Below are 15,397 nucleotides of genomic sequence, written 5' to 3' on the forward strand. Positions count from 1 at the left end.
TCGCGCGTGCTTCCGCTACAATGCCTGCCATGGATACACTGGCAGGCAATTTTTTTCTTGTCGGACTGATGGGAGCCGGCAAGACGACGGTAGGCCGTGCGCTGGCGCGCAAAACCGGCAAGACCTTTTACGACTCCGATCACGAAATCGAGGCCAAAACGGGCGTCAAGGTCGCCACCATCTTCGAAATAGAAGGCGAGCAGCGTTTTCGTGATCGGGAGAGCTGCGCCATCGCCGAACTGGTGCAACGCGACAACATCATCCTGGCGACAGGAGGTGGGGCCATCCTGCGTCCGGAAAATCGCCAGTTGCTGAAAGACAATGGAGTCGTGATTTACCTGCGTGCCAATATCGATGACCTGTTGGCCCGAACCCAGCATGACCGCAACCGTCCCCTGCTCCAGACCGCTGACCCCAAGGCCAAGCTGGAAAGTCTGCTCAAGGAACGCGACCCGCTCTACACCGAGGTGGCGGACCTGATCGTCGACACCACCCAGCAAAACGTCAACCTGCTGGTCAGTCAACTTGAAGCGCAGCTGTTCGAGCGCCAACACCGCCATCAAGACTCCCGACCATGATCACTCTAGACCTGAAGCTGCCCGACGCCCACTACCCGATCCATATCGGCCGCAACCTGCTGACGCGGACCGATCTGCTCAAGCCCCATCTGCCCATTCCCAGTGTTGCCATCGTCACCAATAGCACCGTTGCCCCGCTGTATCTGGCACCGCTGGAACAGGCACTCAAGGCGGAAGGGATTGCAACGCGCGTCGTGGTGCTGCCCGATGGCGAGTCGTACAAAACCTGGGACACCCTCAACCTGATCTTTGACGCCCTGCTTTCCGGCAATTGCGAACGCAAGACCACGCTGATCGCACTCGGGGGAGGCGTCATCGGCGACATGACAGGGTTTGCCGCCGCCTGCTACCAGCGCGGGGCACCGTTTATCCAGATTCCGACTACGCTGCTCGCCCAGGTCGACTCGTCGGTCGGAGGCAAGACCGCCATCAATCATCCACTCGGCAAGAACATGATCGGGGCGTTCTACCAGCCGCGAGTGGTCATCGCCGATATGGTGCTGCTGGATACGTTATCAGACCGCGAGCTGTCTGCCGGTTTGGCCGAGGTCATCAAGTATGGCCTGCTGGGTGATGCCGAGTTTTTGGTCTGGCTGGAAAGCAACATCGAACAGCTGCGGGCCCGAGACCCCGCTTCGCTAGAATATGCCGTGAACCGCTGCTGCGAAATGAAGGCGGAGATCGTCGGGCAGGATGAGAAGGAAAGCGGCGTGCGTGCCTTGCTGAACCTGGGCCATACCTTCGGCCACGCCATCGAGGCCGGGCTGGGATACGGAGCCTGGTTGCACGGCGAGGCAGTGGCGGCCGGAATGGTCCTGGCATCCGCGACCTCGCAGGAGCTGGGCTGGCTGAATGCCGCCGATGTCGAACGCGTGATCTCGCTCATCCAACGTGCCGGCCTACCCGTCAAGGCTCCCGACCTCGGTCTGACAAACTGGCTGGAGCATATGGGGCACGACAAGAAAGTCGAACAAGGCAAATTGCGCTTCGTGCTGCTGAAGCAGCTTGGCCAGGCCGTCATCAGCAGCGAGGTCAGCCATGACGTGCTGCAACGGGTGTTAAGCGGACAGAACGTCACCGCTTGAGCCGCCGACACTACGAATTTCTACGGATTGATCAGCCCGGCTACTAGACTTGATAATCCTCCGACCGCTTTTAAACAGACAGGGGGAAAAGCAATGGACGTTCTGGCAGGATTGACCGCAAGTTTGGTGCTCATGGTGGCTTTCTCCCTTCTACGCAAGCTGTGGAAGGCAATCACGTATAAGCCGCCCAAGGCCCGAGGCATCGACCCCGTGGCCGAAGCCGAAGTGTTCCTCGCCTACGGTAAAACCGGCGAGGCCGTCAGGGTGCTCAAGGACGTGCTGGACGAAGATCCGGATAATATGCCGGCCAAGGTCGCCCTGCTCCGTGCCTACTCCAGCAACCGCAATGCCAAGGCTTACTCGCAGCTGGCACGCGATGTCCACGCCCGTCTTCACGGCCAACCGGTCTGGAAGACCATTCAGCAGAATGGCCGCGACCTCGATCCGGCCAACCCATTGTTCAATGCCTGATCCTGGCTGAGCTGCAAGCTGAATCAATATAAAAAAGCCTGTCGCACCCGACAGGCTTTTGTCATTTTAAGCGGCAGTAGCCTCTAAAGAAGAGCCACTGCCACCACTCACAGGCGCCAGTAACGCGCCCCGGCCTCCGACAGCGCAGCTTTATCAAGCTTCCCCTTGACATCGATGATGACCGGCACGCCACGGCATTGGCGCAGCCAGTCGGTTGCCGACAACTCGGCGAACTCGTGGTGGGCCACGGCAACGATCACCGCATCCGCCGGAGCCAATTGCGCCATCGGCACCAGATCAACGCCATACTCGTGGCGAGCCTCGGCGGCATCGGCCTGCGGATCAGCCACCTGTACCTGGACACCGAACTCGCGGAGTTCGGTAACCACGTCGATCACGCGCGAATTACGCAGATCAGGGCAGTTTTCCTTGAAGGTCAGGCCCAGCACCGTGACGGTACTGCCGAGGATGTTGATGCCGGCATGGATCATCTCCTTGATGGTGCGCTGGGCGATGAAGGTGCCCATGCCATTGTTGATGCGGCGTCCGGCATGGATCACCTGCGGGATGTAGCCCAGTTGCTCGGCCTTGTAAGTGAGGTAGTATGGGTCGACGCCGATGCAGTGGCCGCCCACCAGCCCCGGGCGGAACGGCAGGAAGTTCCACTTGGTACCGGCCGCTTCCAGCACGTCCAGCGTATCGATGCCCATCTTCTCGAACAGCACAGCCAGCTCGTTCATCAACGCGATGTTGAGGTCGCGCTGGGTGTTCTCGATCACCTTGGAGGCTTCGGCCACCTTGATCGAAGACGCCTTGTGCACGCCGGCTGTCACCACCGAGGCGTACACGCCCGCCACGATCTCGAGCGTCGCCGCATCCTGACCGGACACGACCTTTTTGATCTTGGTGAAGGTGTGTTCCTTGTCGCCCGGATTGATACGCTCCGGACTGTAACCGACGGTGAAATCCACTCCGCATTTGAGCCCGGACACCCGCTCCAGGATCGGCACGCAGACTTCCTCGGTCACCCCCGGATAGACGGTGGATTCGTACACCACGATCGCACCGGGACGCAGCGCCTTGGCGACACTCTCGGACGCTTTCTCTACCGGCGTCAGATCAGGTTGGTGCGCATCGTCAACGGGGGTCGGCACAGCGACGATATGGAAATCTGCCTCGGCCAGCACCGTAACATCGTCGGTGTAGACGATATCGGCCGCCGCCAGTTCGGCATCTTCCACTTCCAGCGTACGGTCATGGCCATTCCTGAGCTCGGCCAAGCGCTGCTGATTGATGTCGAAGCCGATCACACGGCTTTTCTGGCCGAAGGCAACGGCGACAGGAAGGCCCACGTAGCCCAGGCCAACGACAGAGACTTTGCGATCCGGCACGATTCGATTCTCTCAATACGAAAAATGGGATGATTATACTCCTCCCTCCCCTGTATTTAATGGAATGGAAGGTCTTGCCAGTATGGCGCTATCGAACGGACACCACATTCGATGGGGGGGACTGGTCAGGGAGCGCAAGCAGTAGTCGGTGAAAGGCCGCGGTGGCCTGCTCCACCGTGATATCCGTCACATCCTGCGATGGGGGCTGCAGCAGCTGGTACGGTTCGTTCCAAGGGCGCCAGTGGGTTGCATCACTACCGCCGAAGAAACATACGATCGGTTTTCCCAAGGCATTGGCCACGTGCATGGCCCCTCCATCGCTGCAGATCACACTGTCGCACAGGTCCAGCCCGGCCATCAGCTCGTCCAGAGAGGAGGTCACAAAAGGCAGTACAGGCAGGCCATCCAGCCGGGAAAGCAGTGTGGAGGCCTTTTCATCGTCGCCGGGGTGGGTAGGGTTATCCGCGGCGCCCGGCGCCCAGAACAGCAGGAATTCGGCGTCCAGTTCCGCATGCAATTGACGGATCAATGCTTCGAAACGCTCGACGGGCCAACGCTGGGAGGGTTTGCGTGCCGAAATATGGATACCCACCCTGAGTGGGGCACGCCCCATTGCCATACTGGCGGCCAGTCGATCCCGAGCTTGCCTGGCGGCCTTCCCGGGTACCACGATTCTGACGGCACCCGGCCGTTTGCCGATGGACAAGGCCGAGGCCAGATGCGCCGTCGCTTCGACATGGTGGCAGGCTGACGGCAATGGGCTGACGGGAAGGTCTACCTCCGGGGCGCCTTGCCTCGGAAGGTAGCCCACCACGCTTTTCGCTCCGATCAAGCGGGCGAACTTGGCCGCCTGGGCCGAGTAGGTCGAGCCGGCAAGAATCGCAAAGTCATACCTTTGCCGGCGCAACGACAGGATCAACTTGAACGTCTGCCACCAGATGGCCAGTTTGGACTCGCCCGTATGGCGATGCTTAGCCTTGCGGTAGATATGCACCGTATCGACCGGCTGTCCCTCCATCACAACGGGAGCGTTGTAATCATTGACCAAAAGATCGATCTGCGCATCGGGATAACCGTCGCGAAGCAACTGTAGCAGCGGCGTGGTACAGATCAGGTCGCCGATGTTGTCACGGCGGATGACAAGGACTTTCATGCAGAATCGCCAGCTGCGCGCATGGTACACGCCTGATTGGCCATGACGGCGGCGATAAGCAGCAGCATTACAGAGCCCGCCCACAATCCGTTGGCAAAACCCGTGATCAGGTAGCAGACCAACAGGGCCACCGCCGTCAGTGACAAGGTGGTATTGTCTTGAATACGGGTACCCCAAAGTCGTATGGCACACCACAATGTGCAGGACAAGAAAACCAGATATACCGAAAGGCCAAGCAAACCGGTTTCAAATACCACCTGCAGATAGAGGTTGTGAGGGTTGGCCTTGCCATAACCCTTATCCCGGAAATAATCGTGGGCCAGCATGTCCTGTCGTTCACCTGAACCGGCCAATTTCTCGATATAACCTTCGCTACGTGCCAGCGGTGCCAGTTTTCTCCAGCCGGGGCCATAACCCAGCAATGGGTGCCCTCGAATGAGCGAGGAAGTCACAAACCAAATGCCGCGTCGCTCCAAAAAGGAACTATCCTGCTGGTAGGTTTGCTCACTGAACGGGCTGGCATAACGGGTAACTAGGTCAGGGCGAGCCTGCGCCATGCCGACCAACCCGACCACCACGACCAATAGGCCAGTAAACAGCCATTTCCAATAACGGCCAAGCACCGCCGCCACTATCAGGCCGGCAGCGATAGCCAACAAGGGCGTCCGGCTGCCATGCAGCATCAGCGGTACCGCCTGCACCAGCAGCGCACCGCCCAACACTAAACGAAGGTAGCGCGGCAATCCCTTGTCGAACAGGAACAAGGCCGCCGTGATAGTGAAGAGGAAGGTGGCATCCAGCGCAAACCCCTTGCGGTAGGGTAACAGGGCCTGGAAATCCCCCCAGTACAAACCAAGCAGCAGCAGGGCACGCACGGTGAATCCCGCAACAGCGGCCATCAGTAGCGGCCGCAACGCTTGCATGCTACGAATCGAACTCAACGCCATCAGGAAAACCAACAGGTTACGGACGTGGTCTTTCCAGAATTCGTGGAGATTATTGGACAGCCATGCCGGATTGACAGCCAGGCTCAGAAAAAAGACCATCGTCATGGCTAGCATGGCATATGGCACCGGCCCCGTGCTGATGGCCCAGGGTTTGCGCTTGCTCAAGCGTTGCCAAAAAAACGTCAGAACAGCCAACCAGAAAGCGATATTCATCACCGCGGTCAGACCTGTTGTAGCTGCCGCGAAGACATAGATTGCCAACAATATCGGCGTTAGGTCACCTTGATATACGCCCAATCGCCCGCCATCACGAGAAACACTAAAGAAGGAGGTCATTCCGATTTTGTCTTTCTTTGTAGAGCCACTTCAGGCAATTGATCCAATTCAGCTATGCCCAAAACACAAGCCCGTGTTCCGACCTTGCAAAAATAAGGTGCATCGAATGCATGTGAGCAGGGGGCGCATGGCTCAGGGCTACGGACTACTATCGCCTGTCGCCCATCCGGTGACTGATCATCGGCATCCGCCGGGCCCATGAAATCAACCAAGGGAACGTTAAACGCATCGGCCAGGTAAGTAATACCAGAGTCGACTCCCACATAGAAATCCAGCATCTCGATCATTGCGGGCAAGTCGGCCAGCGCAAACAGACCAGCGCTATCAATGACAGTTTCTTCAGGCAAAGCGGCAATCAATTCGGCAGAAATGGGCTTGTCTTCTTTCGCGCCGACCAGTACTACCCTATACCCCTTCTGCAACAAGCTTTCAGCTAACCCCTTCAGTTGTCTAACTGACAGCGCCTTGAGCTTGTTCCCGCTGCTAATGCCAAGCCCAGCCCAAGGTTGTGTCTTGGGCGGCAGCAAAGCTTGAGCCTTCTGTCGGCTCTCCTCCCTGACATGGATGATTTTCCGCCCCGTCGCCGGAATACCTAGATGCTTGAGCAGATGCCACTCAGTTTCCAAGACGCTGCGACCTGCCAGATGGCACTCGCCATGGGACAACAAGGGGGCGGCCAGCCGGTAACTGAGCCCACCACCCAGATTGGGCAGGATGCTCAGTCGTCTTGATACGCCGGCCCAGAATGGCACCAGCAGAAAAGCCTGATTGGGGCTTACACAAATGGTGGCATCTACCTGTTCCCGAGTCAGTAAGCGGAAAAGGCGCCAGCGGCCGGCAAAGCCTTTGAATGCACGCGCCGGATAACGCCACACCTGGCTGATATTGGGGTCGGCTTCAATCAAGGAGGCCGTTACGGGATCAGCCAGAACCGTCAGCCTAGCCAGAGGAAAGCGCTCCCGAATAGCAGCAAACAAGGGAGTTGTGCAGATCATATCGCCGATTTTGGCGGTCTGAATCAGCAGGATATGGGCTGGCTCCCGCTTCCGGGTCAGCAGCAAGCGGAGGGCCAGCAGGGGCGACGCAAACCAGGTCAATAACAGGAAGAGCACCTTAGCACTCCATAGCGGCGGCCAGCACGCGTTCAACACCATCCACATAGGCGCGGATGGTGTACTGCCGGGTCACGATCGCTCGCCCTTGCTCGCCCAGTTGACGACGGCGTTGCGGTTCGCTCAACAGTTGCTGCATGGCACAGAACAAGGCATGGCTGTCGGCATAGGGAACGAGCAGTCCGCTTTGCTGATCGGCCACCAGTTCGCGCGAGCCGACGACGTTGGACGCGATGGCGGGTTTGGCCAGCAGCATGGCTTCGAGCAGAACTCTGGGCAGCCCTTCGCTCTGCGACGCCAGCAGACAAACATCCATCGCCGCGACGAAAGGCAACGGTGCCGGCTGGAAACCGGTAAAGATCACCCGGTCGGCGACACCCAGCTGCTCGGCCAGCGTCTGTAACTCGGCGCGCTGTGGACCATCGCCCACCAACAAGATGCGGAAAGGCGTCTTTGCCACATTCAGCTTGCTGGCGGCCTCCAGGACATAACGGATGCCCTTGCGCTCGATCAGCGACCCCACCGCGCCAAACACCACCTCCTGTTCACCGATGCCATACTGACTGCGTACAGCCTGACCATCCGGCAGCGGCTGGTCGGGATCGATGCCGTTGAATACCGGCAGGCATTTGGCAGGCTCGACGCCAGCCTGCAGCAAGGCGCTGACCACACCATTGGATACGCCGATGACCTTACGGGCCACCCGGTTGACGAGCCGGGAAGTGGCTGCATCCATCACCGGTTCGATGCGACAGTGCTGCACCACTGGGATGCCGACAGTCTCGGCCGCCAGATAACCTTCGATGTTCGAACGCGGCTGGTTGTTCATGTAAAGCAGATCGTAACCGCCGCTCTGCAACTCACGGGTCAGCCGGTCGACGTTGGGACGGATGCGCCACGTTTGTTCAACCCGGGCGACCCAACGTTCACGCGCCGGCTTGTGCCAGGCCAGCACTCCACGCCCCAACTCCTTGGCGAGCTTCGCCCACAGCGGCTGGCGTCGCTGCGGCAGCAGCTTGAGTTCGATGCCGATCTTGGCCAGCTCCCGGCCAAGACTGCTGTCCTTGCCTTTGGGGTAATCATGATAGAACAGGCAGGTCACGTGGAAGCGTTGACGGTCGATGCGCTTGAGCAGTTCGAACATGCTGTTGGTGCCGCCACCCCACTCCTTGCCGGTATCCAACAGCAGAATACGTTTTTGTGTCATGCCAGACTCTCAGCAGCAAGTCCCGATTTGGCAGCGTGTTGCCGACAGGCGTCGAAGACTTCCGTCACGGTGATATTGTCCATGCAGGGTGGCGCGGTATAGTGGCAGCGCTTGCCCAGACAAGGTTCGCAAGTACGCCACTTCTGAATCACGATGTGGCGCTCCAGATCCGCGCTTGGCCCGGAACGGGACCAGTGCGCGGCGGCGAACAGGCCGACGATCGGTGTGCCAACCGCCAACGCCAGATGCATGATGCCGGTGTCCGGCGTCACCAGCCAGGCAAAGCGCTGCACCAGTGCCGGCATCTCCGTCAGTTTGACTTCGCCCGCCGTGACCGCCACGCGTTCATTACCAATGGCCTGCGCCACCTGCTCGGCCAAGCCCCGCTCCTGTGGCGAGCCGGTAATCACAATTCGTAGCTCGGGGTACGCTACCAGCAGTTGCCGGCCCAGTTCGGCGTAACGCTCGGGCCGCCAGCGCCGGCTGGCGGTCGAGGCGCCGACCTGGAATCCCGCGACGGGTACGTCATCGGCAATGCCGTGCTTGCCCGCCAGGAAATCGCTCACCGACTGGCGTGCGACATCGCTTACCGGCATCACCATATGGCGGTCGAGATCCGTCGCACCGGCGGCATGCGCGACCGCCAGACGCTGATCGATACCGTGCGGGAAATCGTCCCAGCCCTTGACCGGTTCGGTATTACTCAACAGGAAGCGGAAGCGGTTGTTGTTGGGCCACTTGAAACGCCAGCGTGCCCCACTCAGATAAGCCAGCGGAGTGGCCTGTGGTTCGTTGCCGTGCAGAATGGCGACCAGGTCGAAACGCTCGCGGCGCAGCGCCCGCGCCAGGCGGAAGAAACGGCGATAGCCGCCGGGATACGCGATAGTGCCGTCGATATCGGGGTTGCTTGCGAACAGCCCTTGGTAGGGCGCATTGACCAGCAGCACGATGTGCGCCGCCGGATAGGCTTGGCGCAGACTGCGGATGGCCGGCGTCGACAGCAGCGTGTCGCCAATCGCCGTGGACGAGATCACCAGGATGCGGGCAATGGCCGGCGTACCTAGTTCAGCAGGATCGGGATGGCGCCGGTCGAAATGCCGGATCAACCCGAGGCCGCGCTCGAGCAAGGCTTCACGGATGCGGGTGCCCATCGTCACTTTCCCCGCAGACGCACGTAGAGCCCGCCCAGCAATGGTCGACGGTAAATGGCCATACGCCGGGCAAACCAGCCGTCATCGGCCTCCTTGGTGACGATGCGGCCGATCCGTCGCGGGTCGGTTGTGGCGGTATTGATATGCTTGTCGACGGTATACAGATGTCGGAAGCCGGCCGCCCGCGCCACGTCCAGATAATCGTCGTCGAAATAGCCCTGCGGCCAGCACAGGTGGTCGCTGATACCGCCCAGCCGTTCGATGAGCGTGCGGCGCGAGGTGGCGAGGTCTTCGGCCAACCTGTCGCGCTTCTCGGCGGCACTGGCGCACAGCTTGTCCCAGCGGGCATGGCTGTGGGTGTGACTGTGGAATTCGAAGGTACCGGCGTCGCGGGCGGCCTCGATCTCGCTCCAGCGCATCATCACGGTGTCGGCCCTGCCCTCGTCCACCGCGCGCTTGCAGGCCTTGTGGTCGGGGGTGTCGGGCAGCGCCTGGCCGCTGGCGGCATGCGGGCGCACTGCGCCGTCGCCAATCCAGCCGGTGATGGTGAACAGCGTGGCACGTTGGCCGAAGCGTTCCAGCACGGGATGGGCGTATACCCAGTTGTCGAGGTAGCCGTCGTCGAAGGTGACCAGCACGCTCTTGTCCGGCACCGGACGCCCAGCCAGGAAGCCGGCGAAGTCGTCGGTGCTCAGGGTGGTCCAGCCGTGCTCGGCCAGCCAGCGCATCTGCGCTTCGAAGGTGGCCGGCGACACCGTCACCAGGCCCTTGCTGGGGCTGACGTGGTGGTACATCAGCACCGGTACGGCGCGGGCCGGTTTCATCGCATCCCCCTCGCGGCCAGCAAGCGGCGGTACAGTGCCAGCATGTCGCGGCACATGGTGTCGACGTGGAACACCGACGACACCAGCTCGCGGCTGCGCGCGGCCATGCGGGAGTGCAACGGGTCGTCGCCGAGCAGGCGGATCACGGCGGCGGCCAGGCTGGCCACGTCGTCCGGCTCGATCAGCAGGCCGTTGTCGTCGTGACGCACCACCTCCGGCACGCCGTCGACGCGGGTGCCGATCACCGGCAGGCCCATCGCCATCGCCTCGATGAAGGAGGTGCCGAGCGCCTCCTGCTCGGTCGGCAGCAGGAACAGGTCGCAGCCGGCCAGCACGTTGGCGATGTCGCGGCGCAGGCCCAGCAGATGGAAGCGCTCGTTCAATCCGGCGGCGGCGATCTGCGCCTTCAGGTTGTCCAGCTGCGGCCCGTCGCCGGCGAATACGAAGTGCACGTCGGGGCAGGCAGCGAGGATGGCCGGTGCGGCCTCGACGATGCGCTGGTGGCCCTTCTTCTTGCGCAGGATGGCGACGGTGCCGACCAGCTTCGCGCTGTCCGGCAGCCCCAGTTCGGCACGCAGCGTGGACGCGCCGTCCAGCACCATCGCTTCCGGGTCAATGCCGGTATAGATGGTGCCGATGCGGTCCTGCGGCACCCCCTCGCCCTCAAGGTAGCGACGCACGTGCTCGCTGACGCTGACCACGTGGTGCGGCAGCGTGGTGTAGGTGAAACGCGAGGTGATCGGCAAGGCCAGATGGCGCGTGCGCACCACCAGCCGTCCGGCCAAGCGGCCGGCCAGCCCGCCCAGGATGCTGTCGCGCCCGCTGTGGGTGTTGACCACGTCCACCCGCTCGCGCCGCATCAGCGCGGCCAGTTTGGCAACGGCGGCGAGATCGACACCGTTGCGCATGCGCACCTCGAATACCTCGAAACCGGCTTCGCGCGCCCGCACGGCGAACTTGGCGCCGGGCTGGCAGGCCAGCAGCAGGCGCTGGCCGAGCTTGCGCAAGCCCACCATTTCCTTGAAGGTACGGTGCTCCTGTCCGCCCCAGCCGAGCGAGGACTCGGTGTGCAGGATGGTCAGCCGCTCAGCCATGCTGCGGCTCCTTGAACTGCATGCGGTGCAGGTTGGCGTAGAGGCCGTCGTGCGCGATCAGCTCGCCGTGGCTGCCGACCTCGGCCACCCGCCCCTGGTGCATCACCACGATGCGGTCGGCGCTCTCGATGGTGGAGAGGCGGTGCGCGATGACGATGGTGGTACGGTTCTGCATCAGGCGCTCCAGCGCCGCCTGCACCAGCCGTTCAGACTGGGTGTCGAGCGCGCTGGTGGCCTCGTCGAGGATCAGGATCGGCGCGTTCTTCAGCAGCGCGCGGGCGATGGCCAGGCGCTGGCGCTGGCCACCGGACAGGCGCACGCCGTTCTCGCCGATCAGGGTGTCGAAGCCTTCCGGCATCGCCTCGATGAAGTCGAGCGCGTTGGCGGCGCGCGCCGCGGCGACGATTTCCTCGCGGCGGACCTGGCCGATGCGGCCGTAGGCGATGTTGGCGGCCACGCTGTCGTTGAACAGCACCACGTCCTGGCTCACCAGCGCGATGTGGCTGCGCAGGCTGGCCAGTTCGATGTCGGCGAGCGGCACCCCATCGAGGCTGATGCTGCCGGCGTCCACGTCGTAGAAGCGGGGGATCAGGCTGACCAGCGTGGTCTTGCCGCTGCCTGAGCTGCCGACCAGCGCCACGGTTTCACCCGGCTTCACGTCCAGGCTGAGATCGACGATGGCGTCGCGCTCGGCGTGCGGATAGCGGAAGTTGACGTGGCGGAACGACAGCGCACCACGGGTTTCGGCCAACCTCTTGCGGCCATGATCGGCTTCCGGCGTCTCGTCGAGGAAGCCGAACACGCTCTCGGCGGCGGCCAGGCCGCGCTGCAGCGACTGGCTGATGCTGGTGATGCGCTTGACCGGCGCGAACAGCATCAGCATCGCAGTGAGGAAGGACATGAAGTCGCCGGCGGTGAAGGCGCCATGCTGCGCGCGCACCGTGGCGAAATACAGGATCAGCGCCAGCGCCATCGAGATCACCAACTGGGTGACGCCGGTGTTGAGCGAGGACATCGAGCTCTGCTTGACCGCGTTGTGGCGGATCGACTCGGCGGCGTGCTGGAAACGCTCGGCCTCGTAGGTCTGACCGCCGTAGATCTTCACCACGCGCTGGCAGTCGATGGTCTCGCCCAGCACCTGGGTCAGCTGCGCCATATTGTGCTGGTTCTGGCGTGACAGGCCGCGCAGGCGCTTGCCGACGATGCGCACGATCAGCGTCACCAGCGGCAGCACCGCCAGGCAGATCAGCGTCAATTGCCAGTCGGTGTAGAGCAGCAGCCCCAGCAGGCCGAGCACGGTGATGCCGTCCTTGACCACCACGGTGATGATGTTGAAGCCGGCCTCGGTAACCTGGCTAACGTCGAAAGCAATGCGCGACAGCAGACGGCCGGACGGGTGATCGTCGAAGTAGCGCACCGGCAGCTGCATCAGCTTGCCGAACATCTCCTCGCGCAGGCGCTGCACCAGGTGGCCGGACAGATAGCTGGTGGAGTATTCGTTGATGTAGCTGGTCACACCGCGCAGGATGAACAGGCCGACGATGGCGAGCGGCGTCCACACCATGGCCGTGTGGTCCTTCTGAACGAAGCCACCATCGATCAGCGGCTTCATCAGCCGGGCGAAGGCCGGCTCGGTGGCGGCAGCCACGATCATGGCCAACAGTGAGGCGACGAATACGCGCCAGTAGGAGCGCAGGTAACGCAACAGCCGCTTGTACAGCACGAGGCTGCCGATCTCTTTGGAATCCGCCATGCGGGTAAAAGGTATCCAGTAAAAACAGCGGATTATACCGCGATGTGGGGGCCGGGGAGGAAACGTTGATAGACATTAACCAATTGCGCGGCCATCGCCTCCAGCGTCAGGGGCTCGGCCGTGGCGCGGGCTGCGGCAGCCAGTTCTGGCCAGTCGGTGCGCCGTGCCAGCCAGGCGCGCAGTGATTCGACCAGGCCCAGCTGGTCCAGCGCGTCATGCACCCAGCCGTTGCGTCCCTCTTCGATCAGCTCAGCCGCGCCACAGGTGGTGGTGGTGAACAGCGGCAGGCCGCAGGCCAGCGCCTCGACGCAGACGTTGGGGAACGGATCGTACAGGGTCGGCAGGATGAAGGCATCGGCCAGGCCGTAATACGGCTTGACGTCGCCCTGGGCGCCGGTGAAGCGCACCCGTTCGGCGATGCCCAGTTCTTCGGCCAACCTTTGGTAGCGCGCAGCGTGCTTGTCCTTGCCCACCACCACCAGGTACACCCCGTCCAGCGCCGCCACGGCGCGTACGGCACGCCCCACGCCCTTGCGTTCGAAACCGGAACCGACGTACAGCAGCGTCGGCGCCTCGGCGGGAATGGCCAGTTCGTCCCGCATCCTGACACGATGCTGCTCGCGCAGGCGCGGGTGGAAAGTTTCGGTGTCGACACCGTTGTAGATCACCGCCAGCTTGTCCTCGGGCAGGCCGAAATGCTGCTGAATCTCGCGCTTGATCAGGTGCGCGTTGCAGATCACCAGCTTCAGGCGCGGATCGAGAAACATGCGCCGCTCGGCGGCGCAGACGTAGTGGTGATAGGGGTTGAGCTTGAGCGCGCAGGCGGACCAGCCGGACAAGGCGCGGCGGCGGTGCTGCAGCCAGGCGGCGTGCACGCCGTCGCCGGCGCGGTAGATGTCGCAGCCGGGAATACGCTCGTGCGATTGCACCAGGTCGAAGCCCTCGCGCTGCCAGAGCTGGCGCGCGGCACGGGCGAAGCCCCAGTCGCGCCAGACGTTGCCGAGGTAGAACGGGTTGGCGGTCAGCGCGGCCACCCCATCCAGCTTCTCCCAGCGCCGTGCGATCAGGCTGACCTCCAGCGCGCCGTTGGCCTGCAAGGCCGCCAACGCGCGGCTGACGAAGCGCTCGGCACCGCCGGCCGGGTTGTACTTCTGGCGCACGATGGCGAGCCGGGTCATGCCCCCACCTCCGCCAGCACGTCGTCGATTGCCGCCAGCACGCGCTCGGAGCCGATCAGCGTCAGGCACTCGCTGACCTTGCCGCCGCCGCAGCCGTCGCGGCCACAGGGGCGGCACGACAGCGGTTCGGTGAGCACGCGGTGCGGCACCTTCCACGGCCCCCACTCGATGTCGCCGGACGGGCCGAACAAGGCCACGGTCGGGGTCTGCAAGGCCGCCGCCATGTGCATCGGCACTGAATCCATCCCGACGAACAGGCGCGCCTGATCGATCACCGCCGCCAGTTCCTTCAGCGTCAGCTGTCCGGCGAGGCTCGCCACCGGACGCGCCAGTTTCTGCTGGATCTGCTCCAGCATCGCCAGTTCCGCGGGGTCCGGCGCGGCAGTGAGCAACACCTGCTCGCCGCGTGCGGTCAGGGCATCGATCAGGGAGGCCATGTGCTGCACCGGCCAGGTCTTGAACAGCCAGCGCGAGGTCGGGTGGATCAGGATGTAGCGCTGCGGTTCGAGCCCCAGCGCCGTGAGCCTCGCCCCGGCCACCGCCTCGGCGTTGGCGCCGGGCACCAGCGTCAAGGCGCGCTCGTCGGGGCCCGGCTGGATGCCGATACGGCGCAGCGCGTCCAGGTGCAACTCGACGGTATGGCGCCGGTTGCCGGCCACCACCGGGTAACGGTGACTGAAACTCTTGGCGAAGAACTTGCCGTAGTTGCCGCTGCGCGCCACCGCCCAGCGTGGCTTGAGTAGCCGGGTGAGCCAGGCGCCGCGCTTGTGTTCGGTCAAATGCACCACCAGATCGTAGTGGCGACCTCTGAGACCGGCGAGCAGCGCCAGCTCGGCCTGGAGTTGGCCGAAGATGCCGAGCTTTTTCCACTGGCGGTCGATGGTGAATACCCGGCTGACGGCGGGGTGCTGCGTGATCATGTCGCGCGTGTCGTGGTACACCAGCGCGTCGAGTTCGGCGTGCGGGGCGTGTTGCTTCAGCACCGAGAACACCGGGGAGGTCAGCAGTACGTCGCCGTGATGGCGCAGTTTGATGACCAGCACCCGCTTCACGGTGGCAAGATCGATGGCGTCCTTGAGCATAAGAAAAACAGCCGGCTGTGGGGCCCTTAAAATAC

At 62.8% G+C, this 15,397-nt stretch carries 14 protein-coding genes; 3 read left to right on the forward strand and 11 right to left on the reverse strand.

Annotated elements, in window-relative coordinates; all coding sequences use genetic code 11:
- Positions 1 to 20: 20 nt before the first annotated feature.
- From AC3WG5_RS01320 to AC3WG5_RS01330, 3 genes are all read left to right on the forward strand, one after another.
- Positions 21 to 578 carry a shikimate kinase gene (locus AC3WG5_RS01320; RefSeq protein ID WP_040652120.1) on the forward strand — a complete coding sequence of 186 codons (558 nt, stop codon included), beginning with the start codon at positions 21 to 23 and terminating at the stop codon, positions 576 to 578.
- Positions 575 to 1,663 (forward strand): 3-dehydroquinate synthase, encoded by a 1,089-nt coding sequence (gene aroB, locus AC3WG5_RS01325; protein WP_492567508.1) that lies wholly within the window; start codon positions 575 to 577, stop codon positions 1,661 to 1,663. Before AC3WG5_RS01320 ends, aroB begins: the two co-directional genes overlap by 4 nt.
- Before the next feature lie 93 nt (positions 1,664 to 1,756).
- The gene (locus AC3WG5_RS01330) at positions 1,757 to 2,134 is read left to right on the forward strand and encodes a type IV pilus assembly protein FimV (RefSeq protein ID WP_008952254.1); all 378 of its coding nucleotides are present in this window, start codon (positions 1,757 to 1,759) and stop codon (positions 2,132 to 2,134) included.
- Positions 2,135 to 2,241: 107 nt separating this feature from the next.
- Here AC3WG5_RS01330 and AC3WG5_RS01335 read toward each other — a convergent pair whose 3' ends face one another.
- The 11 genes from AC3WG5_RS01335 to rfaQ all read right to left on the reverse strand — a co-directional run bounded on the left by AC3WG5_RS01335 (position 2,242) and on the right by rfaQ (position 15,362).
- Entirely contained in the window at positions 2,242 to 3,525 is a 1,284-nt protein-coding gene (locus tag AC3WG5_RS01335) for a nucleotide sugar dehydrogenase (RefSeq protein ID WP_492567509.1), read from the reverse strand.
- Positions 3,526 to 3,613: 88 nt separating this feature from the next.
- Complete coding sequence (locus AC3WG5_RS01340; protein WP_492567510.1) at positions 3,614 to 4,678, reverse strand: glycosyltransferase family 9 protein; 1,065 nt, start codon at positions 4,676 to 4,678, stop codon at positions 3,614 to 3,616.
- Positions 4,675 to 5,961, reverse strand: a complete 1,287-nt coding sequence (locus AC3WG5_RS01345; RefSeq protein WP_492567511.1) for an O-antigen ligase family protein — start codon at positions 5,959 to 5,961, stop codon at positions 4,675 to 4,677. The genes AC3WG5_RS01340 and AC3WG5_RS01345 overlap by 4 nt, the downstream gene beginning before the upstream one ends.
- Positions 5,958 to 7,073 (reverse strand): glycosyltransferase family 9 protein, encoded by a 1,116-nt coding sequence (locus AC3WG5_RS01350; protein ID WP_492567512.1) that lies wholly within the window; start codon positions 7,071 to 7,073, stop codon positions 5,958 to 5,960. The genes AC3WG5_RS01345 and AC3WG5_RS01350 overlap by 4 nt, the downstream gene beginning before the upstream one ends.
- Position 7,074: 1 nt before the next feature.
- Positions 7,075 to 8,280, reverse strand: a complete 1,206-nt coding sequence (locus tag AC3WG5_RS01355; RefSeq protein ID WP_492567513.1) for a glycosyltransferase — start codon at positions 8,278 to 8,280, stop codon at positions 7,075 to 7,077.
- Positions 8,277 to 9,431 (reverse strand): glycosyltransferase family 9 protein, encoded by a 1,155-nt coding sequence (locus AC3WG5_RS01360; protein WP_492567514.1) that lies wholly within the window; start codon positions 9,429 to 9,431, stop codon positions 8,277 to 8,279. The genes AC3WG5_RS01355 and AC3WG5_RS01360 overlap by 4 nt, the downstream gene beginning before the upstream one ends.
- A 2-nt stretch (positions 9,432 to 9,433) precedes the next feature.
- Positions 9,434 to 10,255: a polysaccharide deacetylase family protein gene (locus AC3WG5_RS01365; protein WP_492567515.1), complete on the reverse strand. Its 822-nt coding sequence runs from the start codon at positions 10,253 to 10,255 to the stop codon at positions 9,434 to 9,436.
- Complete coding sequence (locus AC3WG5_RS01370; RefSeq protein WP_492567516.1) at positions 10,252 to 11,349, reverse strand: glycosyltransferase family 4 protein; 1,098 nt, start codon at positions 11,347 to 11,349, stop codon at positions 10,252 to 10,254. Before AC3WG5_RS01370 ends, AC3WG5_RS01365 begins: the two co-directional genes overlap by 4 nt.
- Positions 11,342 to 13,102, reverse strand: coding sequence for a lipid A export permease/ATP-binding protein MsbA (gene msbA, locus AC3WG5_RS01375; protein WP_492567517.1), 1,761 nt, complete (start codon positions 13,100 to 13,102; stop codon positions 11,342 to 11,344). The genes AC3WG5_RS01370 and msbA overlap by 8 nt, the downstream gene beginning before the upstream one ends.
- Before the next feature lie 32 nt (positions 13,103 to 13,134).
- Complete coding sequence (locus AC3WG5_RS01380) at positions 13,135 to 14,280, reverse strand: glycosyltransferase family 4 protein (RefSeq protein ID WP_492567518.1); 1,146 nt, start codon at positions 14,278 to 14,280, stop codon at positions 13,135 to 13,137.
- Positions 14,277 to 15,362: a putative lipopolysaccharide heptosyltransferase III gene (rfaQ, locus tag AC3WG5_RS01385; RefSeq protein ID WP_492567519.1), complete on the reverse strand. Its 1,086-nt coding sequence runs from the start codon at positions 15,360 to 15,362 to the stop codon at positions 14,277 to 14,279. Before rfaQ ends, AC3WG5_RS01380 begins: the two co-directional genes overlap by 4 nt.
- Positions 15,363 to 15,397 lie beyond the last annotated feature (35 nt).

This window comes from Pseudogulbenkiania sp. FW507-F1 (assembly GCF_058781125.1).

What these genes read in the sequence shown, in the direction of transcription:
- AC3WG5_RS01330 (WP_008952254.1), top strand. Translation starts at nt 1,757, where the DNA reads ATGGACGTTCTGGCAGGATTGACCGCAAGTTTGGTGCTCATGGTGGCT.
- rfaQ (WP_492567519.1), bottom strand. Translation starts at nt 15,362, where the DNA reads ATGCTCAAGGACGCCATCGATCTTGCCACCGTGAAGCGGGTGCTGGTC.
- AC3WG5_RS01355 (WP_492567513.1), bottom strand. Translation starts at nt 8,280, where the DNA reads ATGACACAAAAACGTATTCTGCTGTTGGATACCGGCAAGGAGTGGGGT.
- AC3WG5_RS01340 (WP_492567510.1), bottom strand. Translation starts at nt 4,678, where the DNA reads ATGAAAGTCCTTGTCATCCGCCGTGACAACATCGGCGACCTGATCTGT.
- AC3WG5_RS01360 (WP_492567514.1), bottom strand. Translation starts at nt 9,431, where the DNA reads ATGGGCACCCGCATCCGTGAAGCCTTGCTCGAGCGCGGCCTCGGGTTG.
- AC3WG5_RS01345 (WP_492567511.1), bottom strand. Translation starts at nt 5,961, where the DNA reads ATGACCTCCTTCTTTAGTGTTTCTCGTGATGGCGGGCGATTGGGCGTA.
- AC3WG5_RS01370 (WP_492567516.1), bottom strand. Translation starts at nt 11,349, where the DNA reads ATGGCTGAGCGGCTGACCATCCTGCACACCGAGTCCTCGCTCGGCTGG.
- AC3WG5_RS01320 (WP_040652120.1), top strand. Translation starts at nt 21, where the DNA reads ATGCCTGCCATGGATACACTGGCAGGCAATTTTTTTCTTGTCGGACTG.
- AC3WG5_RS01365 (WP_492567515.1), bottom strand. Translation starts at nt 10,255, where the DNA reads ATGAAACCGGCCCGCGCCGTACCGGTGCTGATGTACCACCACGTCAGC.
- aroB (WP_492567508.1), top strand. Translation starts at nt 575, where the DNA reads ATGATCACTCTAGACCTGAAGCTGCCCGACGCCCACTACCCGATCCAT.
- AC3WG5_RS01380 (WP_492567518.1), bottom strand. Translation starts at nt 14,280, where the DNA reads ATGACCCGGCTCGCCATCGTGCGCCAGAAGTACAACCCGGCCGGCGGT.
- msbA (WP_492567517.1), bottom strand. Translation starts at nt 13,102, where the DNA reads ATGGCGGATTCCAAAGAGATCGGCAGCCTCGTGCTGTACAAGCGGCTG.